The following is a 22,348-nucleotide window of genomic DNA, read 5'->3' on the forward strand; positions in this document are numbered from 1 at the left end:
TGGGAGCCGACATGACCATCAAGGTCGTACGGGGCAACCCGACCCCGGAGGAGCTCGCCGCCGCCCTGGCGGTGGTCCGGGCCCGCGCCGCGGCGGCGGCCACCGAGCCGCCCGGCGCGCCCGCACCCCGCGACTCGTGGTCCGACCCGTCCCGCATCGCCGCCCACCGCCTGCCGGCCCCGGGCCCCACCACCTGGGGCCGCACCTACTGGCCCGGCTGAGCGGAACCTCTCCTACCGACTTGAGTACGCGTACTCAGGCGCCCGACCCCCTGGGCGATGCACCATCGCACCATGCTCTGGTCCGACCCTGAGAACGAGCCGCCGAAGGAACTGCGCGACACGCAGGCCATGCTTCGGCGGCTCAGCGTGCTCCTGGCCGTAGCCATGCTGCTGGCCATGCTCGTCCTGGGCATCCTCTGACCGCCACGGACGAGATGCCCGACGGCGAGACAGCCGCGTAAGTCGAGAAGGGGGCGGACCCCCCGACGCGCACCCGACCCACAACCAGCCGGGGCCCCGCCCCAAAGGGGCGCGGGGAACTGCGCGAACAACCACACACCACCCGCACCCGCCACACCACTCGCGCCCCCACGGCGAACAGGCGCACCACACCAATCCAGGCCGCCTGAAAACCCGGATCCCACACCCGAACCGGCCAACCACCGAAGGGCCCCCGCACCCGAACCGGCCAACCGCCGGAGGCAATACCCTGACCCCATGACCGCCCCACAGCCCCGCCGCCTCGTGCTCGCCTCCCAGTCCCCCGCCCGGCTCAACCTGCTGCGGCAGGCCGGCCTCGCCCCCGAGGTGATCGTCAGCGGGGTGGACGAGGACGCCGTCACCGCTCCCACCCCCGCCGACCTCGCTCTCGCCCTGGCCGAGGCCAAGGCTTCGGTCGTGGCCGCGAAGCCCGAGGTCAAGGGCGCCCTGGTCATCGGCTGCGACTCGGTCCTCGACCTGGACGGCGAGGCCTTCGGCAAGCCCGCGGACGCCGAGGAGGCCACCGCCCGCTGGAAGTCCATGCGGGGCCGCGCCGGCACGCTCCAGACCGGCCACTGCGTCTACGACACGGCCACCGGCCGCTACACCTCCGCGACCGCCTCCACCGTCGTCCACTTCGGCGACCCCACCGACGAGGAGATCGCCGCGTACGTCGCCTCGGGCGAGCCCCTCCACGTCGCGGGCGCGTTCACCCTCGACGGCCGCTCGGCCCCGTTCATCGACGGCATCGAGGGCGACAACGGCAACGTCATCGGCATCAGCCTGCCCCTGCTCCGCCGCCTGCTGGCCCAACTGGGCGTAGGCATCACAGAGCTGTGGACGCCCCGCGAGAAGTGACCCGACCCGTTGAAGTGACGGGCACCGTCACGAAGCGCTGGGCGCCGGAGGAACGGCCGGAGCAGCCTGCTCCGGCCCACCGGGCCCACCCGCAGCACCGGACCCACCGGACCCACCCGGCACCGCGTCGGCAACCCCGTCCTGCCCGTCGTACGTCATCAGCGTGAGCAGCACGAGCCCCAGCACGACCATCATGAACGCGAACGCGCCCCACCCGACCAGCCCCACGGTGAGCGCCCCGAGCAGCCCGTGCACGACGGCCACGCTGATGAGCAGGATCCTCCCGAGTCCGGCGGCGGGCCGGTTGCGCAGCGCGACGAGCAGAGCGATCACCCCGCAGAAGACGAAGTAGAGGCCGAAGACGACACCCCCGGCCTTCGTGGAGACGGACATCGCGTCCGGATCCAGCCCGGCGAGTGACATCTTCTGCCGGTCGACGACCGTGCCGAGGAACCACTGCAGCCCGGCGATCCCGAGCCCCTCCGCGAACAGCACGATCGCCGTGACCACCGCCACCGGTCTGCGGATCACCGGCCCCACCCACTTCCGTTCTCGTCCTGCTGCTCTCAGCGCCACGCACGCCCACGTCGTTACCCCAGGTAGGCGTTCGAGACATCGCGAACGCTACTAACGGGTAAACCCCGGGACAAGGGTTCTCACGAGAGCAAAGAATCGTTGGGCCATTAGTAGGGACTCCACAAAGAAACCCGACCGGCCGCAGCACGGCCGCACAGAGACCTTGACCACATCAGAGGGCTAGGGTTTCCGCATGGAGTCCTGCGCAATGCTGTGCGACAAGGGATTTCACGGGTTGAGCGAGCCTCGGTTCACGCTCCGTGTGGGCAAGCTCACCACTGTGGACGGGTCGAAACGCCGTGTCGGCAGTCCCTAAACTCGGCTTGTTTCAAGGAGAGGGAGCCATCGTGCGCAAGGTGTTGATCGCCAACCGAGGCGAAATCGCTGTCCGCGTCGCCCGGGCGTGCCGGGACGCCGGGATCGCGAGCGTGGCCGTGTACGCCGATCCGGACCGGGACGCGCTGCATGTGCGGGCCGCGGACGAGGCGTTCGCCCTGGGCGGTGACACGCCGGCGACCAGTTACCTGGACATGGGCAAGGTCCTGCAGGCGGCGAAGGACGCGGACGCCGACGCGGTCCACCCGGGCTACGGCTTCCTCTCGGAGAACGCGGAGTTCGCGCAGGCCGTCCTGGACGCCGGCCTGATCTGGATCGGCCCGCCCCCGCAGGCGATCCGTGACCTGGGTGACAAGGTGGCGGCCCGCCACATCGCCCAGCGCGCGGGTGCCCCGCTCGTCGCGGGCACCCCCGACCCGGTCTCGGGCGCCGACGAGGTCGTGACGTTCGCCCGGGAGCACGGTCTGCCGATCGCGATCAAGGCGGCCTTCGGCGGCGGTGGCCGCGGTCTGAAGGTCGCGCGCACCCTCGAAGAGGTCCCCGAGCTGTACGACTCGGCGGTCCGCGAGGCCGTCGCGGCGTTCGGCCGGGGCGAGTGCTTCGTGGAGCGCTACCTCGACAAGCCCCGCCACGTGGAGACCCAGTGCCTGGCCGACTCCCACGGCAACGTGGTCGTGGTCTCCACCCGTGACTGCTCCCTGCAGCGCCGTCACCAGAAGCTGGTCGAGGAGGCTCCGGCCCCCTTCCTGTCCGAGGCGCAGAACGCGGAGCTGTACGCGGCGTCGAAGGCCATCCTGAAGGAGGCCGGCTACGTCGGCGCCGGCACGGTGGAGTTCCTGGTCGGTGTCGACGGCACGATCTCCTTCCTCGAGGTCAACACCCGCCTGCAGGTCGAGCACCCGGTCACCGAGGAGGTCACCGGTATCGACCTGGTCCGCGAGATGTTCCGCATCGCCGACGGCGAGGTGCTCGGCTACGACGACCCGCCGCTGCGCGGCCACTCCTTCGAGTTCCGCATCAACGGCGAGGACCCCGGCCGGGGCTTCCTGCCCGCCCCCGGCACGGTCACCACGTTCACCGCTCCCACCGGTCCCGGTGTCCGCCTCGACGCGGGCGTGGAGTCCGGCAGCGTGATCGGCCCGGCCTGGGACTCCCTGCTGGCCAAACTCGTCGTCACCGGCGCCACACGGCAGCAGGCCCTGCAGCGCGCGGCCCGCGCCCTGGACGAGTTCACCGTCGAGGGCATGGCCACCGCGATCCCCTTCCACCGCGCGGTGGTCAGGGATCCGGCGTTCGGCCCCGAACTCACCGGCTCCACGGACCCCTTCACGGTCCACACCCGCTGGATCGAGACCGAGTTCGTCAACGACATCAAGCCCTTCGCGGCCCCCGCCGACGCCGAGGCCGAGGACGAGACGGACCGCGAGACGATCGTCGTCGAGGTCGGCGGCAAGCGCCTGGAGGTCTCCCTCCCGGCGGCCCTCGGCATGACCCTGGCCCGCACCGGTCTCGCCGCCGGCGCCAAGCCCAAGCGCCGCGCCGCCAAGAAGTCCGGCCCGGTCGCCTCGGGTGACACCCTCGCCTCCCCGATGCAGGGCACCATCGTCAAGGTCGCCGTCGAGGAGGGCCAGGAGGTCAAGGAGGGCGACCTCGTCGTCGTCCTCGAAGCCATGAAGATGGAACAGCCCCTCAACGCCCACCGTTCCGGCACCATCAAGGGCCTGAGCGCGGAGGTCGGCGCCTCGATCACCTCGGGCGCGGCGATCTGCGAGATCAAGGACTGACCCACGCTCAGCACCCCCGCGCCCCGACGTTTCTCAGGGGCGCGGGGCTGTATCGACCGTACCCGCGCAACTCCCGCGATCACCCGAGCTCTTAGGCTGAGAACGCCCCCAGCGAAAGAGAGCAGGTGACACCACGGTGAGCCCCATCCCGGCCCAGCCCCCGGCAGGGCCCCGCCCGATGCGAGCCGACGCCCGCCGCAACCGCGACCGCCTGCTCACAGAGGCCCGCCTCGCCTTCGCGGCCCACGGCACCACCGCCTCGCTCGAGGACATCGCCCGCCGAGCGGACGTGGGCATCGGCACCCTCTACCGCCACTTCCCCAACCGCCAGGCCCTCCTGAGCGCGGTCTTCGAGGAAGCCGTCGGCGACCTGCTGGCCCGGGCGCGGGAGCAGCTCGAAGCGGCCCGACCCTGCACCGCACTCGTCTCCTGGCTGCGCGACATCATCACCCACGCGGGCGAATACCGAGGCCTCGCCCAGGCCCTGATGACGGTCTCCTACGCGGACTCCCGCGCCGCGGACGAGGACCCCTCGGACCTGGCCCGGTGCTGCGCCCCCATCCGAGAGGCGGGCACCGCCCTCCTCCGGCGGGCGCAGCACGCCCACGCCGTACGCGACGACGTGTCCATCGGCGACCTGCTCCAGCTCACCCACGCGATCGCGCTGGCGGCCGAGGAAACCCCGGACGACCCGGAGTTGGCCGACCGCCTGCTGACGTTGACCGTGCGCGGCCTGAAGCCGTGACGGGCGCGAAGCCCCTGCCGGCCTGACCGGCGGGCAACCGGCCGACATGACCGCCGAGAAACCCCGGCGGACGTACGCGCGGCACTGCCCGAACGGCGGACGTACGCGCGGCGCTACCCAGGCAGCGAACGTACGCGCGGCGCTACCCGGACGTACGTGCGCGGTGCTACCGGCGCCGCAGGTCCGCGACGCGGGCCGCTCGCTCCCGCTCCCGGTCACCGGCCGACGGCTGCTCCCCCAGGACCGTGGCGGTGCGCAACTGTGGCGCCGTGCCGTGGACCTGGTTGCGGCGGGGTCCCGGAAGGGGCACGTCCCGGCGCGAGTGGCGCGCCGGGACGGGATCGCCTCCCGTACCACCGCCACTCGCCGCCCCGGCCACCGCGATCTGCACGCCCTGATCGGCCAGGGCCTGCAACTCGGTGACCGCGCGGTCGTCGTGGCCGGGCGGGTCGTCGGTGACCAGCCGGGTGATCACGTCGGTCGGCACCGTCTGGAACATCGTGTCGGTGCCGAGTTTGGTGTGATCGGCGAGGACGACGACCTCGGCGGCGGCCTGGACCAGCGCGCGGTCGACGGACGCCGACAGCATGTTGGACGTGGACAGGCCGCGCTCTGCGGTCAGTCCACTCCCGGAGAGGAAGGCCTTGGAGACACGCAGCCCCTGGAGGGACTGCTCGGCGCCGGAGCCGACCAGGGCGTAGTTGGAACCGCGCAGGGTGCCGCCGGTCATCACGACCTCCACACGGTTGGCATGGGCCAACGCCTGGGCCACCAACAGGGAGTTGGTGACGACGGTCAGCCCGGGGACCCGCGCGAGCCGGCGTGCCAGCTCCTGCGTGGTGGTCCCCGCCCCGACCACGATGGCCTCGCCCTCTTCGACGAAGCTCGCGGCGAGGTCGGCGATGGCCGTCTTCTCGGCGGTCGCGAGATGAGATTTCTGCGGAAAGCCGGACTCTCGCGTGAACCCGCCCGGCAATACCGCACCGCCGTGCCGGCGGTCGAGGAGTCCTTCTGCCTCCAGAGCGCGCACGTCCCGCCGTACGGTCACTTCGGAGGTCTGGACGACGCGAGCGAGCTCACGGAGCGACACGGCTCCGTTGGCCCGCACCATTTCGAGGATCAATTGACGACGTTCTGCAGCGAACACGAAACTGACAGTAACGCCAACGACCATCTGCTTTCAGCAGTTTGCGCCGAATAGCAGAAGTTGTTCGCACGGTGAGGCGAGAAGTGATATAGGGGCCATCCGGGACGGAAGCCGCCAGTCGGTCGTCCGACCCCGTCGCTAAACCCCGTCGTCAAACGCCGTCGTCAGACGCCGTCGTCAGACGCCGTCGCCGGACTTGCGGGTGTGGAGCTGGCGCGCGACCTCGGCGATCGAACCCGACAGGGACGGGTAGACGGTGAACGCGTTCGCGATCTGTTCGACGGTCAGGTTGTTGTCGACCGCGATCGAGATGGGGTGGATCAGCTCCGAGGCGCGCGGGGAGACCACGACACCGCCCACCACGATGCCGGTGCCCGGCCGGCAGAAGATCTTGACGAAGCCGTCCCGGATGCCCTGCATCTTGGCGCGCGGGTTGCGCAGCAGCGGCAGCTTCACCCCGACGGCGTCGATGGCCCCGGCGTCCAGGTCGGCCTGGGTGTAGCCGACGGTGGCGATCTCGGGGTCGGTGAAGACGTTGGACGACACGGTCTTCAGGTTCAGCGGGGCCACGGCGTCGCCGAGGAAGTGGTACATGGCGATACGGCCCTGCATGGCGGCCACGGAGGCGAGCGCGAAGACACCGGTCACGTCACCTGCGGCGTACACGCCGGGCGCACTCGTCCGGGAAACCTTGTCGGTCCAGATGTGCCCGGACTCCTTGACCTTGACCCCGGCCTCCTCCAGGCCCATCCCCGCGCTGTTGGGGATGGCGCCGACGGCCATCAGACAGTGCGAGCCGCTGATCACCCGTCCGTCCGCGAGCGTCACCTCGACCCGGTCCCCCACCCGCTTGGCGGACTGGGCGCGGGAGCGCGCCATGACGTTCATGCCACGCCGCCGGAACACGTCCTCCAGGACTTCGGCAGCGTCCGGGTCCTCACCCGGCAGCACGCGATCACGGCTGGATACGAGCGTGACACGCGACCCGAGCGCCTGATAGGCACCGGCGAACTCGGCACCGGTCACACCGGACCCGACCACGATCAGCTCTTCGGGCAGCTCGTCGAGGTCGTAGACCTGCGTCCAGTTGAGGATCCGCTCCCCGTCGGGCTGCGCGTCGGGCACCTCACGCGGATGAGCGCCGGTGGCGATGAGTACGGCGTCGGCGGTCAGCGTCTCCTCGGACCCGTCGGCGGCGCGCACCACGACCTTGCGCGACCCGTCGAGATCCTGCTGCCCCTGCAGCCGCCCGCGCCCGCGCATGACCCGCGCGCCGGCGCGCGTCACCGAGGCCGTGATGTCGTGCGACTGCGCCAGCGCGAGCCGCTTCACACGCCGGTTGACCTTGCCGAGGTCCACCCCGACGACACGCGCGGGCGTGTCGATGTGCGGAGTGTCGTCGGCGACGATGATCCCCAGTTCCTCGTACGAGGAGTCGAAGGTCGTCATCACCTCGGCCGTCGCGATGAGGGTCTTCGACGGCACGCAGTCGGTCAGCACCGACGCCCCGCCCAGACCGTCGCAGTCCACGACGGTCACCTCCGCGCCGAGCTGCGCGGCCACCAGCGCCGCTTCATAGCCGCCGGGTCCGCCACCGATGATCACGATCCGAGTCACGTACTCCATTGTCCCGTACGACGGCCGATGCCACCGCGCCGGGGTACGGGGTCCCGCAGGGGGCTGCGGGGAAACCGCTCGACCAGCCACGACACACGCGCACCCGCCAACGCGCCGAGCCCCGGAGCCATCAGACGCCCGGCCCTGCGGGCGGAGCGCTCCCGTACCCTCTCCCCATGTCGCTCTACGCCGCCTACGCTGGCAACATGGACTCGCGCCTGATGTCCCGCCGGGCCCCCCACTCCCCGCTGCGCGCAACCGGCTGGCTGAACGACTGGCGGCTGACCTTCGGCGGCGAACACATGGGCTGGGAGGGCGCGCTGGCCACGGTCGTCGAGGCGCCGCGCTCGCAGGTCTTCGTGGCGCTGTACGACATCGCCCCCATGGACGAGGACGCGATGGACCGCTGGGTCGGCGTCGGTCTGGACATATACCGCCGGATGCGGGTCCGCGTACACACCCTGGACGGCGAGGAAGCGGCCTGGGTCTACGTCCTCAACGGCTACGAGGGCGGCCTGCCCTCGGCCCGCTACCTGGGCGAGGTCGCGGACGCGGCGGAGTCGGCGGGCGCGCCCCACGACTACGTGATGGAACTGCGCAAACGCCCCTGCTGAGGGAGTCGGTCAGGGGGCTGCGAGGCACGTCGCGCGCCCGGACCCGCTGTCGGAAACGACAAGACAACGATCCCGATCCGGTGAGCTCATCATCTACGCGCGTAGGCTGGAACCGGATACCCTCGTCGCGTGAACGCATCTCTTCTTCCGGACGACATCCAGGGCGACCCGTACGCCGCCGCCGACGCCGCCGCCGCGCGCCTGCGCGAGCTGACGGGCGCCGAGACCCACGACGTCGCGCTTGTGATGGGCTCCGGCTGGGCCCCGGCCGTGGACGCGCTCGGCGCCCCCGAGGCCGAGTTCCAGGTCACCGAGCTGCCCGGCTTCCCGCCGTCGGCGGTCGAGGGCCACGGCGGCAAGGTCCGCTCGTACAAGATCGGTGACAAGCGCGCGCTCGTCTTCCTGGGCCGCACCCACTACTACGAGGGCCGCGGTGTCGCCGCCGTCGCGCACGGGGTCCGTACCGCCGTCGCCGCCGGTGTGAAGACGATCGTCCTCACCAACGGCTGCGGCGGTCTCCGCGAGGGCATGCGTCCCGGCCAGCCGGTCCTGATCAGCGACCATCTGAACCTGACGGCGGCGTCGCCGATCGTCGGCGCGAACTTCGTCGACCTCACGGACCTCTACTCCCCGCGCCTGCGCGCCCTGTGCAAGGAGATCGACCCCTCGTTCGAGGAGGGCGTCTACGCGCAGTTCACGGGCCCCCACTACGAGACCCCGGCGGAGATCCGCATGGCCCGCGTCATCGGCGCGGACCTGGTCGGCATGTCCACGGTCCTGGAGGCCATCGCGGCCCGCGAGGCCGGCGCCGAGGTCCTGGGCATCTCCCTGGTGACGAACCTGGCGGCCGGTATGACGGGCGAGCCCCTGAACCACGAAGAGGTCCTGCAGGCGGGCCGCGACTCGGCGACGCGCATGGGCGCGCTGCTGACGCAGGTGCTGGACCGGCTGTAGCACCCACGAGCCCGGGAGTTCGGTTCGTTGGCGAGTGCGGGTTCGTCGTGGTGGTTCGCGCAGTTCCCCGCGCCCCTGAAAAGCAGCGGCTGTGCCCCGTGCTTTTCGTCTTCTGGGGCGCAGGAAACTGCGCGACCAGCCCCCGCCCACCCGCGGACGAAGAACTCACCGTTCCTGTGGACCGAGCGGGAGTGAGTCCGTTCAGCCGCGCGCCCCGAACGGTCCTGGGCGAGTTGGTCCCCGGCGTATTCGACCCCGATTGGCGACACGCATCCTGTGCGTGGTCCGGGCCCGGGCGTCCCAGATCGCACGATCACACCAACCCGAACGGCCCAGGACACCGCAAGCCCGGAAACCGACCACCACACCATCGAGCCGACTCGACCTCACACGCACTCCTTGGCAAGCAGCCAATACCCCCGGGGTCGAAGCGGCAGCGCCCCTGGGGACAGGGACGGGTAGGGGCGGCGGGGGCGAGGACAATCGGACCCGCACCCCGCACCTCCCGGGTCCTCAGGGACCCGCACGAACAAAGAACGAGAGGTTGACCCCCGTGCACGACGACCTGATCGCCCGCGCCAAGGCGTGGCTGGCCGAGGATCCCGACCCGGAGACCCGGGACGAACTCGGCAGGCTGATCGACGCGGCGGACACGGCGGAGCTGACCGCCCGTTTCTCCGGCACCCTCCAGTTCGGCACCGCGGGCCTGCGCGGCGAACTCGGCGCCGGCCCCATGCGGATGAACCGCTCGGTCGTCATCCGCGCCGCCGCGGGCCTCGCCGCGTATCTGAACAAGAAGGGCGCCACCGGCGGCCTCGTCGTCATCGGCTACGACGCCCGCCACAAGTCCGCCGACTTCGCCCGTGACACGGCAGCCGTGATGACCGGTGCGGGCCTGCGCGCGGCCGTCCTCCCCCGCCCCCTCCCCACGCCCGTCCTGGCCTTCGCCATAAGGCACCTGGGCGCGGTCGCCGGCGTGGAGGTCACCGCCAGCCACAACCCGCCGCGCGACAACGGCTACAAGGTCTACCTGGGCGACGGCTCGCAGATCGTGCCCCCGGCCGACGCCGGGATCGCGGCCGAGATCGACGCCGTACGGTCCCTCGACGACGTCCCCCGCCCCGACGTCGGCTGGGACACCCTCGACGACAGCGTCCTGGACGCCTATCTGGCCCGTACGGACGCGGTCCTCGCGCCCGGCTCCCCCCGCACCGCCCGCACGGTCTACACGGCCATGCACGGCGTCGGCAGGGACACCCTGCTCGCGGCCTTCGCGCGCGCGGGCTTCCCGGAGCCCGTCCTCGTCGCCGAGCAGGCGGACCCGGACCCGGACTTCCCGACGGTCGCCTTCCCCAACCCGGAGGAGCCCGGCGCGATGGACCTCGCCTTCGCGAAGGCCCACGAGACGGACCCCGACCTGATCGTCGCGAACGACCCCGACGCCGACCGCTGCGCCGCGGCGGTCAAGGACGGCGCCGACTGGCGGATGCTGCGCGGCGACGAGGTGGGCGCGCTCCTCGCCACCCATCTGGTCGCGCGCGGAGTGCGGGGCACGTTCGCCGAGTCCATCGTCTCCTCCTCCCTCCTCGGCCGTATCGCCGAGAAGGCGGGCCTCCCCTACGAGGAGACCCTCACCGGCTTCAAGTGGATCGCCCGCGTCGAGAACCTGCGCTACGGCTACGAGGAGGCCCTCGGCTACTGCGTCGACCCCGAGGGCGTCCGCGACAAGGACGGCATCACGGCGGCCCTCCTCATCACGGAACTCGCCTCGCAGCTGAAGGAGGAGGGCCGCACCCTCCTCGACCTGCTGGACGACATCGCCGTCGAGCACGGCCTGCACGCCACCGACCAGCTCTCGGTCCGCGTCCAGGACCTCTCCCTCATCGCCCGCGCGATGGAGCGGCTCCGCGAGCGGCCCCCGACCGCCCTCGCCGGCCTGGCCGTCACCAGGGCCGAGGATCTGACGCGGGGCACGGACAGGCTCCCGCCCACGGACGGCCTGCGCTACACCCTCGACGGTGCCCGTGTGATCGTCCGCCCCAGCGGCACGGAACCCAAGCTGAAGTGCTACCTGGAGGTCGTGGTGCCGGTCGCCGACCACGCCGGTCTCCCGGAGGCCCGCACGAAGGCGGCCGGTCTGCTCGCCGGAATCAAGCGGGACCTGTCGGCGGCGGCGGGCATCTGACCGCTCCCCACCCCTTCCGTACGCACGGAGGCCCTGGCCGGATCACCACTGATCACCGGCCGGGGCCTGCGGATGTGCGGACCGGAGACCGGTTACGGCAACAGCACCAGCGCCGCCGCCCACACCACGGCCAGCACCACACCCAGCGGCCAGAGCGGCCTCCCCCGGCCGCTGTACTCCCCTTCGGGCCGCAGCGCGGGCTCCCGCCACATGGCGGTGATCTCGGCGGCGGTCCTCTCGTACGGGTGGACCAGGCGCAGCTTCCGCTCCAGCCCTCGCCAGCGCTCCGCCCGGACGGACCAGGCCGTGAACGACTCCTGGCTGCTGTCCACCGTCAGGACGGTACCGGCGCACCGGACGGTCATGAGGTGGTCCCACTCGATGTGCCGGGTCCGGCTCCAGCCGCTCAGCCACAGGCCCGAGCGGTCGGCCGTGATGCGCCAGGCCAGCATCTGGGGCAGCACCAGGACTCCGAAGACGCCGATGGCGCCACCGAGGACGTACTGCGTCAGCCCGTCCGGGTACAGCCCGACGGCGGCGACCGCGGCGATCATGAAGAGGGCGGCGGTCCAGTCGGCCCACCCCGCCCGCCAGCGCCGTACGGCTACCGGCTCGTCGCCCAGCCGCGCCCTGCTCTCCGTGACGGCCCTGGCACGCAGCTCCTCGTGGACCGTGCTCCGTCTCGCCCTGACCCGCTGCGCGGCGCCCCAACGCCGTACGGCCCGGTCGGACAGGGGTCGCACCGGCCCGCTCGACGACTCGACGATCAGTTCCGCGGGCGAACCACCCGCGTCCTCGGCCCCGTCGGTGCCGTCCGGCTCTCCCGGCTTCTCCAGGTCCACCGGCCCCTGGTACTCCGTCTCCTCCGGCTTCTCCGCCGCGCTGACGATCACGATCTCGGCGCCCTCGTGGGGCGGCCCGTACAGCACGGCCTCGCGCAGAGGGCCGGGCTGTTCGTCGTCATCGCCGACGTCCTCGACGGCGTCGAGGAGTTCGTCCCGCTCCTCCCGGCCGATGCGTTCCTCGACCTCCTCGTCGCTGTCGTCGTACCACTCCTCGGCCGCGACGGTGAACAGCGGCCGCAGTGCGTCCGCGTCGTCGGCGGCGAAGACCTCGGCGTCCCCGTCGGCGCCGTCGCGTACGAGCACCCGCAGCACCGGCACGGGGCCGCCCCGCAGCGCGGCGGCCCGGCGGCGCCCCAGCCACCCGGAGAGCAGTGTGGTGAGCCCCCAGCCGACGACGAACCATCCGACGAGCGTGACCTCGTGCCGGTCGGTGGCGACGTCCCAGCCGGAGGCGAGGGAGAGCAGCCCCGCTCCGAGTGCGGTCAGCACGAAGCCGAGCCCCATGAGGAAGCGGCCTCGCCGCAACGGTCCCGCCTCGTCCGGCACCGTGGCGGTCGCCCCCTCGGCAGCCGCCAGGGCCCACTGCCGCTGGAGCCTGCGCTTGCTCAGCCGGATTTCGGCCACGGCCCAGGTGCAGGTCACGGCGGTGAGGCCCAGCAGGGTCGGCACATCGTGCGATTTCCCGTACCAGCTCAGCAGGAGCAGGAGCGCGGGCGCCGAGAACCGTACGACCTCGGGCCTGACCAGGGTCCACACCAGTTGCAGCGGGACCAGCACGGCGAGGGCGGCGGGCACCTCCGCGAAGTTCGCCAGCCAGAAGCCGACGATCAGGCCGCCCGGGACCACGGCGAGGAGGTGCAGGGGGCGTGTCCGGGTCGGCACCCAGACGGGCGGCCGGGTCCGCGCCCAGGCCTCCAGCTTCTCCCCGGTCCAGGCGACGCAGCCCTCGGGCACGGCGGTCGCGGGCAGCCGGCGCGGGGGTGGGAGCGGGGACCCGGGCCGAGGCCGGGGCTCAAGGTTCGTACTCATCGTTCTGTGGACACTCCGGCCGCCGTCGTGGTTACGCCGTTCGTCGCGCGCGATCCGACGCGATCCAAGCGGACCAAGCTGTGAAGGCGGGACGCACGGGCACGTTCTGGCCCAACGAGCCCTTGGTCAAGGGCGGTTTGGGTTCTCGCATGCTCCCGGACGTCTCGTCCGGCGCGTTTCAGGCCACCATAGAACAGATGTCCTGAGCCGTTTCCTGAAAGAGCCCGGCAGAGCGAGGTCAGCCGAGCGCGATCAGCACCAGCAGCAACACGGCCCCCGCCGCCGCGGGCGCCACGATCTCCCAGGCCCACCGCACGCTGGGCTCACCCTGCGAATCGACCGCCTTCGCCCGTGCCTCGCACAGATCCCGCAGATCGGCCATGATCTGATCGGTCTCCGCCCGCGCGGGCCGCTCGGCCGAGGCCGTACGCGCCCCGCGCTCGCCCTTGGCCGCCCGATGCGCCTCCCGGGCCTGATGCCGAGCGGCCTTCTTGCGGCCACGCAGCGAAACGGGGATCGCCCAGAGCTGGTACTTGGCGCCGCTCCCGTCGATCACCTCGTTGGTGTAACCGGACCGCAGTGACACGACGCTCGCCCACGGCAGCTCGATCACCCGGAACGGATTCCGCACCCGCAACCGGTCGTCATTGGCGAACACGGCCGGCCGCACCGAGAAGGCCACCACCACCGGCACGGCCACCAGCATCGAGGCCAACGCCAGCCAGGGCGTACTGCCCTCCCCCGACACGACCGCGTCCCCACCGAGCCACGCGAACAGCCCGAGCAGCAGGGCCCCGCCCATCAGCCCGGCGGGCGACCGGTACACCCGGTCCTTGTACACGGGCTTGTCGGGCTTCGACGCGGAGGCCGCCGCAGCCACCGGAGCCTGCTCGGCCTTCGGGGTCTCCGAAGCCGTCCCAGCCTCCGTACGCTTGCGAGCCGCCGACGTGTGCTCCGGCTCGGGCGACGATTGATCCGAGGTGCTCATACGTCCGATTCTGCCCGACGCCCCGAACCCGCCGGCGCCGGGCGGGGCCCGGCCCACAGCGCGCCTCCCGCTCTCCGCGCAAACAATCGTGGGGCTGTACACCTGCTACGCGCGTAGATATGCTCGTCTGGTGACCATGTCCACAGCTGCACCCCACGCTCTCGCCGACGTCACCGCGTCCGACAGCACGCTGCGCCGCTTCCTCCACGGGCTGCCCGGCGTCGACCCGGTCGGCCTGGAGGCCCGCGCCGCCTCGCTCGGCACCCGTTCCATCAAGACGACCGCCAAGGCGTACGCCATCGACCTGGCCATCTCCATGGTCGACCTGACGACGCTGGAAGGCGCGGACACCCCGGGCAAGGTCCGGTCCCTCGGCGCCAAGGCGGTCCTCCCCGACCCCAGCGACCGCACGGCCCCCTCGACGGCCGCGGTCTGCGTCTACCCCGACATGGTGCCCGCCGCCAAGGCCGCCGTCGCGGGCTCCACCGTCAAGGTCGCCTCCGTCGCCACCGCCTTCCCGGCCGGCCGCGCCCCCCTCGCTGTGAAGCTGGCCGACGTCCACGAGGCCGTCTCCGCCGGCGCCGACGAGATCGACATGGTCATCGACCGCGGCGCGTTCCTCTCCGGGAACTACCTCAAGGTCCACGACGAGATCACCGCCGTGAAGGAAGCATGCGGCTCCGCGGCCCGTCTGAAGGTCATCTTCGAGACCGGCGAACTCTCGACGTACGACAACATCCGCCGAGCCAGCTGGCTCGGCATGCTCGCGGGCGCGGACTTCATCAAGACCTCGACCGGCAAGGTCGCGGTGAACGCCACCCCCGCCAACACCCTCCTCATGCTGGAAGCCGTCCGCGACTTCCGTGCCCAGACCGGCGTCCAGGTCGGCGTGAAGCCCGCCGGCGGCATCCGCACCACCAAGGACGCGATCAAGTTCCTCGTCGTGGTCAACGAGACCGTCGGCGAGGACTGGCTGGACAACCACTGGTTCCGCTTCGGCGCGTCCTCGCTCCTCAACGACCTGCTGATGCAGCGCCAGAAGCTGGCCACCGGCCGCTACTCCGGCCCCGACTACGTGACGGTGGACTGATCCCCATGGCTTCCGCATTCGAGTACGCACCGGCCCCCGAGTCCCGGGCGGTCGTCGACATCGCCCCCTCCTACGGCCTGTTCATCGACGGCGAGTTCACCGAGGCCGCCGACGGCAGGGTCTTCAAGACGGTCAGCCCGGCCTCCGAGGAGGTCCTCTCCGAGATCGCCCAGGCGGGCGAGGCGGACGTGGACCGCGCGGTGAAGGCGGCACGCAGGGCCTTCGAGAAGTGGTCCGCGCTTCCCGGCGCGGAGCGCGCGAAGTACCTCTTCCGCATCGCCCGCATCATCCAGGAGCGCAGCCGCGAACTGGCCGTCCTCGAAACCCTGGACAACGGCAAGCCCATCAAGGAGACGAGGGACGCCGACCTCCCCCTGGTCGCCGCGCACTTCTTCTACTACGCGGGCTGGGCCGACAAGCTCGACCATGCCGGCTTCGGCGCGAACCCGAAGCCTCTCGGCGTGGCGGGCCAAGTCATCCCCTGGAACTTCCCGCTCCTCATGCTCGCGTGGAAGATCGCCCCGGCACTCGCGACGGGCAACACGGTCGTCCTGAAGCCGGCGGAGACCACTCCCCTGTCGGCGCTGTTCTTCGCGGACATCTGCCGCCAGGCGGGCCTGCCGAGGGGCGTCGTCAACATCCTCCCCGGCTACGGCGACACGGGCGCAGCCCTGGTCGCGCACCCGGACGTCAACAAGGTCGCCTTCACGGGCTCCACGGCGGTCGGCAAGCAGATCGCGAGGACGGTCGCGGGCAGCCGCAAGAAGCTGACCCTCGAACTGGGCGGCAAGGGCGCGAACATCGTCTTCGACGACGCCCCCATCGACCAGGCCGTCGAGGGCATCGTGACCGGCATCTTCTTCAACCAGGGCCAGGTCTGCTGCGCGGGCAGCCGCCTCCTGGTCCAGGAGTCGATCCAGGACGAGCTGCTCGACTCGCTGAAGCGCCGCCTGTCGACGCTCCGCCTCGGCGACCCCCTCGACAAGAACACGGACATCGGCGCGATCAACTCCGAGGAGCAGCTCACCCGCATCACCTCGCTCGTCGAGCGCGGCGAGGCGGAGGGCGCCGAGCGCTGGTCCCCGGCGTGCGAACTGCCCTCCGCGGGCTACTGGTTCGCCCCAACGCTCTTCACGAACGTCACCCAGGCGCACACGATCGCGCGGGACGAGATCTTCGGCCCGGTCCTCTCCGTGCTCACCTTCCGCACCCCGGACGAGGCCGTCGCCAAGGCCAACAACACCCAGTACGGCCTCTCGGCGGGCATCTGGACCGAGAAGGGCTCCCGGATCCTGGCCGTCGCGAACAAGCTCCGCGCGGGCGTCGTCTGGTCCAACACGTTCAACAAGTTCGACCCGACGTCGCCGTTCGGCGGCTACAAGGAGTCGGGCTTCGGCCGCGAGGGCGGCCGCCACGGCCTGGAGGGGTACCTCGATGTCTGACCGACTTTCCGTGCTGAAGACCTACAAGCTGTACGTCGGCGGGAAGTTCCCGCGTTCCGAGAGCGGCCGGGTGTACGAGGTGACGGACTCAAGGGACAAGTGGCTGGCGAACGCGCCCCTTTCCTCCCGCAAGGACGCCCGTGACGCGGTCGTCGCCGCGCGCAAGGCCCTCGGCGCCTGGTCCGGCGCGACGGCGTACAACCGCGGACAGGTTCTCTACCGCGTCGCCGAGATGCTGGAGGGCCGCAAGAGCCAGTTCGTGCACGAGGTCGCCGACGCCGAGGGCCTGTCGAAGTCGAAGGCCGCCGCCGTGGTGGAGGCGACGATCGACCGCTGGGTCTGGTACGCGGGCTGGACCGACAAGATCGCCCAGGTGGTCGGCGGCGGAAACCCGGTGGCGGGCCCGTACTTCAACCTCTCCTCCCCCGAGCCGACGGGCGTGGTGGCGGTCCTGGCCCCCCAGGAGTCGTCCTTCCTGGGCCTGGTCTCGGTCGTCGCCCCGGTGATCGCCACCGGCAACACGGCGGTCGTGATCGCGAGCGAGAAGTCCCCCCTCCCGGCCCTCTCCCTCGGCGAGGTCCTCGCCACCTCCGACGTCCCCGGCGGCGTGGTCAACGTCCTCTCCGGGCGTACGGCGGAGATCGCGGCCCCCCTCGCCGCCCACCAGGACGTCAACGCGATCGACCTGGCCGGCGCGGACGAGGTCCTGGCGAAGGAGCTGGAGATCGCCGCGGCCGACAACCTCAAGCGCGTCCTCCGTCCACAGCCTGTGGACGACTGGTCGGCCACGCCGGGCATCGACCGCATGACGGCGTTCCTGGAGACGAAGACGGTGTGGCACCCGACGGGATCGCTGGGCGCGTCGGGTTCCTCGTACTGAGGATCACTGAAGATCACCGAGGACCGCTGAGGATCGCTGAGGACCGCTGAGGACAAGCGCTCCGTAAGGGGCGCGGGGAACTGCGCGACCGGCCACGGACGGCCCACGCCCTCCGCACGGACCGCGCAGCCCCCGAAACCCTCGCCGCCCCTCAGTCCCTCACTCCCTCAGCCCTTCAGTCCGCCCACCACGGACCCCACCACCGGAATGCTCCCGATCGAAGGCGCCTGCGCCACCGGCCCCGTCAGGGCCGTCGACGTCAGCGGCTGGAAGTCGGCCTGGGGGTCGACCTGGCCGAGCGAGGTGGGCCGGGTGCGCAGCACGTCGACGACCGGGGCGGCGCCGTCCGCCGCCGCGGTGGTGACGGCCAGCAACGCGCGCCGGGCGCCGGAGGTCTGGGGGGCCGCGTGTCGAGCCATCAGTGATGCCGCCTTTCCCTATGCGTTTCCACTTCGGAAAGTAATCATAGAGATACGTACGGTAGTTGAGGTGTGATGTGCACTCCAAGGGCGACCCGCCGACTCGGCTGGAGCCGCTCGATGCCGCACACTGGACTCTCGTGAGTGCGCATCCTCCGATACCGACCCGGGTCGTCCTGCTCTCCGGTCCTTCCGGCTCAGGCAAATCCCTCCTCGCCGCCCGCTCCGGCCTGCCCGTGCTGCGGCTCGACGACTTCTACAAGGAGGGCGACGACCCGACGCTGCCGCAGGTGGCGGGCAGTACGGACATCGACTGGGACCACCCGTTGTCGTGGGACGCGGACACCGCCGTCGCGGCGATCGAGGAGCTGTGCCGCACGGGCCGTACGACCGTCCCGGCGTACGACATCTCGCTCAGCGCGCGTACCGGTGCGGAGGCCCTGCACATCGGGCGGACACCGGTGTTCATCGCCGAGGGCATCTTCGCCGCCGAGATCGTCGGGCGCTGCCGTGAACTCGGCCTTCTGGCGGACGCGCTGTGCCTGACCCGTGGTCCGGTGAAGACCTTCCGCCGGCGCTTCCTGCGCGATCTGAGGGAGGGCCGCAAGTCGGTGCCGTTCCTGCTGCGGCGCGGCTGGCGGCTGATGCGTCTGGAGCGTTCGATCGTGGCCCGGCAGACGGAGTTGGGCGCCCACCCCTGTGACAGGGACGAGGCGCTGGGCCGTCTGGCGGCGGCCACCGCGGGCCACTGCGCGAGGACGACCGCCTGAAGGCGGACATGAAAACGGGACTGGACGGACCCCCCGGCCCTCCAGTCCCGCTTCCCCCGTGATCCCCCGTGCAGCACCGTCGTGGTCCCCCCGGACCCCCGTCGGCTTTCCCCCCGGCCGTCACATAGGCGCTCCCCCGCGCCACCGTGACGTCCCCCGCTCCCCCGTGCTCCCCCCGTTTTCCCTTCCCCCGTTACCTACTTCCCCCCACAGACCTTCAGGCGACAAGCTCCCCGAAGGACTCCTCCTCGTCACGGCCGAAGCTGAGGACCTCGTCCTCACGCAGCCGGCGGAGCGACCGCCAGATGCTGGACTTCACCGTGCCGACACTGATGTCGAGGATCTCCGAGATCTCCGGGTCGGTGCGGCCCTCGTAGTAACGGAGGACCAGCATCGTCCGCTGGAGTTCGGGGAGCCGGGCGAGCGCCTGCCACAGGACGGCGCGCAGCTCGGTGCCGCGCATCGCGTCCGTGTCGCCGGCCGTCTCCGGCAGCTCCTCGGTCGGGTACTCGTTCAGCTTGCGGCGGCGCCACGCGCTGATGTGCAGATTGGTCATGGTGCGGCGGAGGTAGCCCCCCACCGCGGCCTTGTCACTGATCCGGTCCCAGGCCCGGTAGGTCGAGAACAGCGCGCTCTGCAGCAGGTCCTCGGCCTCGAAGCGGTCCCCGGTCAGGTGGTAGGCGGTTGCGTACAGGGAGGCACGACGCTCCTGGACGTAGGCGGTGAACTCCGCCTCCGACACAGACCGGCGTTCCCCCGTGCCCTCCCCGTACGCGGCCCCCGTTCCCCCGTGGGTGACCCCCGTTACCCCCGTGTTGCTTCCCCCCACATGCGCGTCGACCACCGACATGAATGTGGTGTGCTGACGCCCGGTGCCGCGAGCGCACCCCCGCCCGCTCACTGCACCGGACTTCTCCGTGTTCCGGACGACGTCATGGAGCCGCGTGACTACTGCGCTAGTGCTGGTGCTGTGCAGCGTGTTCATCTCGCGCCCCCCGTCGTGGAGTTCCGGTTGTGGTGCTGTGCCGTGGTGCTCGTTCGTACTTCCCCGGCTCCGCCCCTTCGTGCTGTCGGGCGGCGTTTCCTTGCCTGTGCCGAGAAGATTGCCCGTTCACCTTCATGGCCGTGTCCGCCGACTGTCACAGACCTGTCACAGGGATCGGGCCCAGTCGGGGCACAGGTTGATCACAGAGAAGAGTCGTACGGCTACGCGAACGGCACGATCGTGTGCGGGTGTCGGATGGGAGCGCTCCAACGGTCGATTCGGCGCCATGCCATGGGCCAGAATGAGCCCGTGCCTTCCCTGTTGCTGATCGAGGACGACGACGCCATCCGCACGGCCCTGGAGCTCTCACTGACGCGCCAGGGGCACCGTGTCGCCACCGCCGCCACCGGCGAGGATGGTCTCAAGCTGCTGCGCGAACAGCGGCCGGATCTGATCGTTTTGGACGTGATGCTGCCAGGAATCGACGGCTTCGAGGTGTGCCGACGGATCCGGCGCACCGACCAGCTGCCGATCATCCTGTTGACGGCACGCAGCGACGACATCGACGTCGTGGTGGGCCTGGAGTCGGGCGCGGACGACTACGTGGTCAAGCCCGTGCAGGGGCGGGTGCTGGACGCCCGTATCCGCGCGGTGCTGAGGCGCGGTGAGCGCGAGGCCAACGACGCGGCGACCTTCGGCTCCCTCGTGATCGACCGTGCGGCGATGACCGTGACGAAGAACGGCGAGGACCTCCAGCTGACGCCCACCGAGCTGCGGCTGCTCCTGGAGCTGAGCCGCCGCCCGGGACAGGCCCTGTCCCGGCAGCAGTTGCTGCGTCTGGTGTGGGAGCACGACTACCTGGGCGACTCCCGCCTGGTGGACGCGTGTGTGCAGCGGCTGCGCGCCAAGGTCGAGGACGTACCGTCGTCGCCGACCCTGATCCGTACCGTTCGCGGCGTGGGCTACCGGTTGGACACTCCTCAGTGACGAAGGCTCAAGGGGGGATCCGCGGCTGGGCCGCGGCTCGCAGGGCAGTGCAGTCCCGGATCCGTTTCACCAGTCTGCGACTGCGTCTGGTGGTCGTCTTCGGTCTGGTGGCGCTCACGGCCGCCGTGTCGGCGTCCGGTATCGCGTACTGGCTCAACCGCGAGGCCGTGCAGACGCGCGCGCAGGACGCGGCGCTCAACGACTTCGAGCGGGAGATGCAGAGCCATGTGAGCACGCTCCGCCCGACCCCGACGCAGGACCAGCTGCGCATCGCGGCACGGAAGATGGCGGACGGCGGTGAGCGCTCCAGCGTGCTGCTCCTCGCCGAGGGCGCCGACGGCCGGACGGTCTCCGGCTCCTCGGCCGACAACGCGCTGACCGGCTTCTCACTGGACGACGTGCCTGCGTCCCTCCAGAAGGCCGTCAACAAGCGGCAGAAGATCACCTCGGGCAACCGGCACGCGTACCACGTGTACTGGCAGCGGGTCATCGACGGCGACACCCCGTATCTGGTGGGCGGCGCGAAGATGATCGGCGGCGGGCCGACCGGCTATGTACGCAAGTCCCTCGCGGAGGAGGCGAAGGACCTCAACTCGCTGGCCTGGTCGCTCGGGATCGCCACGGGTCTGTCGCTGATCGGCTCGGCGCTGCTCGCGCAGGCCGCCGCCACGACCGTACTCAAGCCGGTGCAGCGCCTCGGTGTCGCCGCCCGGCGTCTCGGCGAGGGCAAGCTCGACACCCGGCTGCGCGTCTCCGGCACGGACGAACTGGCCGACCTCTCACGGACGTTCAATCTCGCGGCGGAGTCGCTGGAGAAGAAGGTCCACGACATGAGCGCCCGCGAGGAGGCGTCCCGTCGCTTCGTCGCCGACATGTCCCATGAGCTCCGTACGCCGCTGACGGCGATCACCGCCGTCACGGAGGTGCTGGAGGAGGAGCTGGACGCCGACACGGGCAGCCTCGACCCCATGATCGAACCGGCCGTACGGCTCGTCGTCAGCGAGACCCTGCGCCTCAACACCCTGGTCGAGAACCTGATGGAGGTCACCCGCTTCGACGCGGGCACGGCCCGCCTCGTCCTCGACGACGTGGACATCGCCGACCAGATCACCGCCTGCATCGACGCCCGCGCCTGGCTGGACGCGGTGGACCTGAACGCCGAGCGCGGCATCATCACCAACCTCGACCCGCGCCGCCTGGACGTGATCATGGCGAACCTGATCGGCAACGCGCTCAAGCACGGCGGCTCGCCGGTGCGCGTCTCGGTGCGCGAAGGCGACAAGAACGACGCGGACCTGCTGATCGAGGTGCGGGACCACGGCCCCGGCATCCCCGAGGACGTCCTCCCGCACGTCTTCGACCGCTTCTACAAGGCGAGCGCCTCCCGCCCCCGCTCCGAGGGCAGCGGCCTCGGCCTGTCCATCGCCCTGGAGAACGCCCACATCCACGGCGGCGGGATCACCGCCGCCAACTCCCCCGAGGGCGGCGCGGTCTTCACCCTCCGCCTGCCTCGCGACGCGGCCTCGCTGATCGCGGAGGAACGGGACGGCGACCAGGGCGACGACGGCCCGCAGGGCACCGAAGGGGCCGGTCAGTGACGATACGAGGCGCACGA

Annotated in this window: 21 protein-coding genes; 14 read left to right on the forward strand and 7 right to left on the reverse strand. The window is 71.2% G+C overall.

What is annotated here, in order from left to right:
- Window positions 1-11 precede the first annotated feature (11 nt).
- The 3 genes from OG622_RS18620 to OG622_RS18630 all read left to right on the forward strand — a co-directional run bounded on the left by OG622_RS18620 (window position 12) and on the right by OG622_RS18630 (window position 1,340).
- Window positions 12-221, forward strand: coding sequence for an acyl-CoA carboxylase epsilon subunit (locus OG622_RS18620; protein ID WP_371577363.1), 210 nt, complete (start codon window positions 12-14; stop codon window positions 219-221).
- Between the two features lie 72 nt (window positions 222-293).
- Window positions 294-422, forward strand: coding sequence for a morphogenic membrane protein MmpB (gene mmpB, locus OG622_RS18625; RefSeq protein ID WP_371577365.1), 129 nt, complete (start codon window positions 294-296; stop codon window positions 420-422).
- Window positions 423-719: 297 nt separating this feature from the next.
- Complete coding sequence (locus OG622_RS18630) at window positions 720-1,340, forward strand: nucleoside triphosphate pyrophosphatase (RefSeq protein WP_371577367.1); 621 nt, start codon at window positions 720-722, stop codon at window positions 1,338-1,340.
- Window positions 1,341-1,367: 27 nt separating this feature from the next.
- On the opposite strand, the gene OG622_RS18635 is transcribed toward OG622_RS18630, so the two are convergent.
- Window positions 1,368-1,871, reverse strand: a complete 504-nt coding sequence (locus OG622_RS18635) for a hypothetical protein (RefSeq protein ID WP_371577369.1) — start codon at window positions 1,869-1,871, stop codon at window positions 1,368-1,370.
- 392 nt (window positions 1,872-2,263) lie between these two features.
- On the opposite strand from OG622_RS18635, the gene OG622_RS18640 reads away from it, so the two are divergent.
- Entirely contained in the window at window positions 2,264-4,036 is a 1,773-nt protein-coding gene (locus OG622_RS18640; RefSeq protein ID WP_371577371.1) for a biotin carboxylase N-terminal domain-containing protein, read from the forward strand.
- A gap of 178 nt (window positions 4,037-4,214) precedes the next feature.
- The gene (locus tag OG622_RS18645) at window positions 4,215-4,781 is read left to right on the forward strand and encodes a TetR/AcrR family transcriptional regulator (RefSeq protein ID WP_371584138.1); all 567 of its coding nucleotides are present in this window, start codon (window positions 4,215-4,217) and stop codon (window positions 4,779-4,781) included.
- Window positions 4,782-4,947: 166 nt separating this feature from the next.
- On the opposite strand, the gene OG622_RS18650 is transcribed toward OG622_RS18645, so the two are convergent.
- Together OG622_RS18650 and OG622_RS18655 are read right to left on the reverse strand one after the other, a co-directional pair.
- A complete protein-coding gene (locus OG622_RS18650) occupies window positions 4,948-5,955 on the reverse strand; it encodes a DeoR/GlpR family DNA-binding transcription regulator (RefSeq protein WP_371577373.1) in 1,008 nt (335 codons plus the stop codon).
- 150 nt (window positions 5,956-6,105) lie between these two features.
- On the reverse strand, window positions 6,106-7,554 hold the full coding sequence (locus tag OG622_RS18655; protein WP_371577375.1) for an NAD(P)H-quinone dehydrogenase: 1,449 nt from the start codon (window positions 7,552-7,554) through the stop codon (window positions 6,106-6,108).
- Between the two features lie 167 nt (window positions 7,555-7,721).
- On the opposite strand from OG622_RS18655, the gene OG622_RS18660 reads away from it, so the two are divergent.
- The 3 genes from OG622_RS18660 (at window position 7,722) to OG622_RS18670 (ending at window position 11,298) form a co-directional block, all read left to right on the forward strand.
- Window positions 7,722-8,159 carry a gamma-glutamylcyclotransferase gene (locus OG622_RS18660; RefSeq protein ID WP_037694514.1) on the forward strand — a complete coding sequence of 146 codons (438 nt, stop codon included), beginning with the start codon at window positions 7,722-7,724 and terminating at the stop codon, window positions 8,157-8,159.
- A gap of 129 nt (window positions 8,160-8,288) precedes the next feature.
- Complete coding sequence (locus tag OG622_RS18665) at window positions 8,289-9,113, forward strand: purine-nucleoside phosphorylase (RefSeq protein ID WP_371577378.1); 825 nt, start codon at window positions 8,289-8,291, stop codon at window positions 9,111-9,113.
- A gap of 553 nt (window positions 9,114-9,666) precedes the next feature.
- On the forward strand, window positions 9,667-11,298 hold the full coding sequence (locus OG622_RS18670) for a phospho-sugar mutase (protein ID WP_371577380.1): 1,632 nt from the start codon (window positions 9,667-9,669) through the stop codon (window positions 11,296-11,298).
- A 92-nt stretch (window positions 11,299-11,390) separates the two neighbouring features.
- Here OG622_RS18670 and OG622_RS18675 read toward each other — a convergent pair whose 3' ends face one another.
- Both OG622_RS18675 and OG622_RS18680 read right to left on the reverse strand, forming a co-directional pair.
- Window positions 11,391-13,172, reverse strand: coding sequence for a hypothetical protein (locus OG622_RS18675; RefSeq protein ID WP_371577382.1), 1,782 nt, complete (start codon window positions 13,170-13,172; stop codon window positions 11,391-11,393).
- A 238-nt stretch (window positions 13,173-13,410) separates the two neighbouring features.
- A complete protein-coding gene (locus OG622_RS18680; protein ID WP_371577384.1) occupies window positions 13,411-14,160 on the reverse strand; it encodes a PH domain-containing protein in 750 nt (249 codons plus the stop codon).
- Between the two features lie 136 nt (window positions 14,161-14,296).
- Between OG622_RS18680 and deoC the strand changes: the two genes are divergently transcribed.
- Genes deoC through OG622_RS18695 form a run of 3 tightly spaced genes read left to right on the forward strand, consistent with a single transcriptional unit; the run spans window position 14,297 to window position 17,572 of the window.
- Window positions 14,297-15,250 (forward strand): deoxyribose-phosphate aldolase, encoded by a 954-nt coding sequence (gene deoC / locus OG622_RS18685; RefSeq protein ID WP_371584139.1) that lies wholly within the window; start codon window positions 14,297-14,299, stop codon window positions 15,248-15,250.
- A gap of 5 nt (window positions 15,251-15,255) precedes the next feature.
- Complete coding sequence (locus tag OG622_RS18690; RefSeq protein WP_371577386.1) at window positions 15,256-16,692, forward strand: aldehyde dehydrogenase family protein; 1,437 nt, start codon at window positions 15,256-15,258, stop codon at window positions 16,690-16,692.
- A complete protein-coding gene (locus OG622_RS18695; protein ID WP_371577388.1) occupies window positions 16,685-17,572 on the forward strand; it encodes an aldehyde dehydrogenase family protein in 888 nt (295 codons plus the stop codon). Before OG622_RS18690 ends, OG622_RS18695 begins: the two co-directional genes overlap by 8 nt.
- A 167-nt stretch (window positions 17,573-17,739) precedes the next feature.
- On the opposite strand, the gene OG622_RS18700 is transcribed toward OG622_RS18695, so the two are convergent.
- A complete protein-coding gene (locus OG622_RS18700; RefSeq protein WP_371577390.1) occupies window positions 17,740-17,991 on the reverse strand; it encodes a hypothetical protein in 252 nt (83 codons plus the stop codon).
- Window positions 17,992-18,131: 140 nt separating this feature from the next.
- Here OG622_RS18700 and OG622_RS18705 point away from each other — a divergent pair, with 140 nt between their 5' ends.
- Window positions 18,132-18,761, forward strand: a complete 630-nt coding sequence (locus OG622_RS18705; protein WP_371577391.1) for a uridine kinase — start codon at window positions 18,132-18,134, stop codon at window positions 18,759-18,761.
- A 217-nt stretch (window positions 18,762-18,978) separates the two neighbouring features.
- On the opposite strand, the gene OG622_RS18710 is transcribed toward OG622_RS18705, so the two are convergent.
- Window positions 18,979-19,746: a SigE family RNA polymerase sigma factor gene (locus tag OG622_RS18710; protein ID WP_371577393.1), complete on the reverse strand. Its 768-nt coding sequence runs from the start codon at window positions 19,744-19,746 to the stop codon at window positions 18,979-18,981.
- A 309-nt stretch (window positions 19,747-20,055) separates the two neighbouring features.
- Here OG622_RS18710 and afsQ1 point away from each other — a divergent pair, with 309 nt between their 5' ends.
- Both afsQ1 and OG622_RS18720 read left to right on the forward strand, forming a co-directional pair.
- Window positions 20,056-20,733, forward strand: coding sequence for a two-component system response regulator AfsQ1 (gene afsQ1, locus OG622_RS18715; protein WP_013001223.1), 678 nt, complete (start codon window positions 20,056-20,058; stop codon window positions 20,731-20,733).
- Window positions 20,730-22,331, forward strand: a complete 1,602-nt coding sequence (locus OG622_RS18720) for an ATP-binding protein (protein ID WP_371577395.1) — start codon at window positions 20,730-20,732, stop codon at window positions 22,329-22,331. Before afsQ1 ends, OG622_RS18720 begins: the two co-directional genes overlap by 4 nt.
- Window positions 22,332-22,348: the final 17 nt, after the last annotated feature.

Source organism: Streptomyces sp. NBC_01314 (genome assembly GCF_041435215.1).
Classification (GTDB): Bacteria; Actinomycetota; Actinomycetes; order Streptomycetales; family Streptomycetaceae; genus Streptomyces.

Coding starts and splice junctions, on each gene's coding strand:
- OG622_RS18620 (WP_371577363.1), top strand. CDS start 12: ATGACCATCAAGGTCGTACGGGGCAACCCGACCCCGGAGGAGCTCGCC.
- mmpB (WP_371577365.1), top strand. CDS start 294: ATGCTCTGGTCCGACCCTGAGAACGAGCCGCCGAAGGAACTGCGCGAC.
- OG622_RS18630 (WP_371577367.1), top strand. CDS start 720: ATGACCGCCCCACAGCCCCGCCGCCTCGTGCTCGCCTCCCAGTCCCCC.
- OG622_RS18645 (WP_371584138.1), top strand. CDS start 4,215: ATGCGAGCCGACGCCCGCCGCAACCGCGACCGCCTGCTCACAGAGGCC.
- OG622_RS18650 (WP_371577373.1), bottom strand. CDS start 5,955: ATGGTCGTTGGCGTTACTGTCAGTTTCGTGTTCGCTGCAGAACGTCGT.
- OG622_RS18655 (WP_371577375.1), bottom strand. CDS start 7,554: ATGGAGTACGTGACTCGGATCGTGATCATCGGTGGCGGACCCGGCGGC.
- OG622_RS18660 (WP_037694514.1), top strand. CDS start 7,722: ATGTCGCTCTACGCCGCCTACGCTGGCAACATGGACTCGCGCCTGATG.
- OG622_RS18675 (WP_371577382.1), bottom strand. CDS start 13,172: ATGAGTACGAACCTTGAGCCCCGGCCTCGGCCCGGGTCCCCGCTCCCA.
- OG622_RS18680 (WP_371577384.1), bottom strand. CDS start 14,160: ATGAGCACCTCGGATCAATCGTCGCCCGAGCCGGAGCACACGTCGGCG.
- deoC (WP_371584139.1), top strand. CDS start 14,297: ATGTCCACAGCTGCACCCCACGCTCTCGCCGACGTCACCGCGTCCGAC.
- OG622_RS18690 (WP_371577386.1), top strand. CDS start 15,256: ATGGCTTCCGCATTCGAGTACGCACCGGCCCCCGAGTCCCGGGCGGTC.
- OG622_RS18695 (WP_371577388.1), top strand. CDS start 16,685: ATGTCTGACCGACTTTCCGTGCTGAAGACCTACAAGCTGTACGTCGGC.
- OG622_RS18700 (WP_371577390.1), bottom strand. CDS start 17,991: ATGGCTCGACACGCGGCCCCCCAGACCTCCGGCGCCCGGCGCGCGTTG.
- OG622_RS18710 (WP_371577393.1), bottom strand. CDS start 19,746: ATGAACACGCTGCACAGCACCAGCACTAGCGCAGTAGTCACGCGGCTC.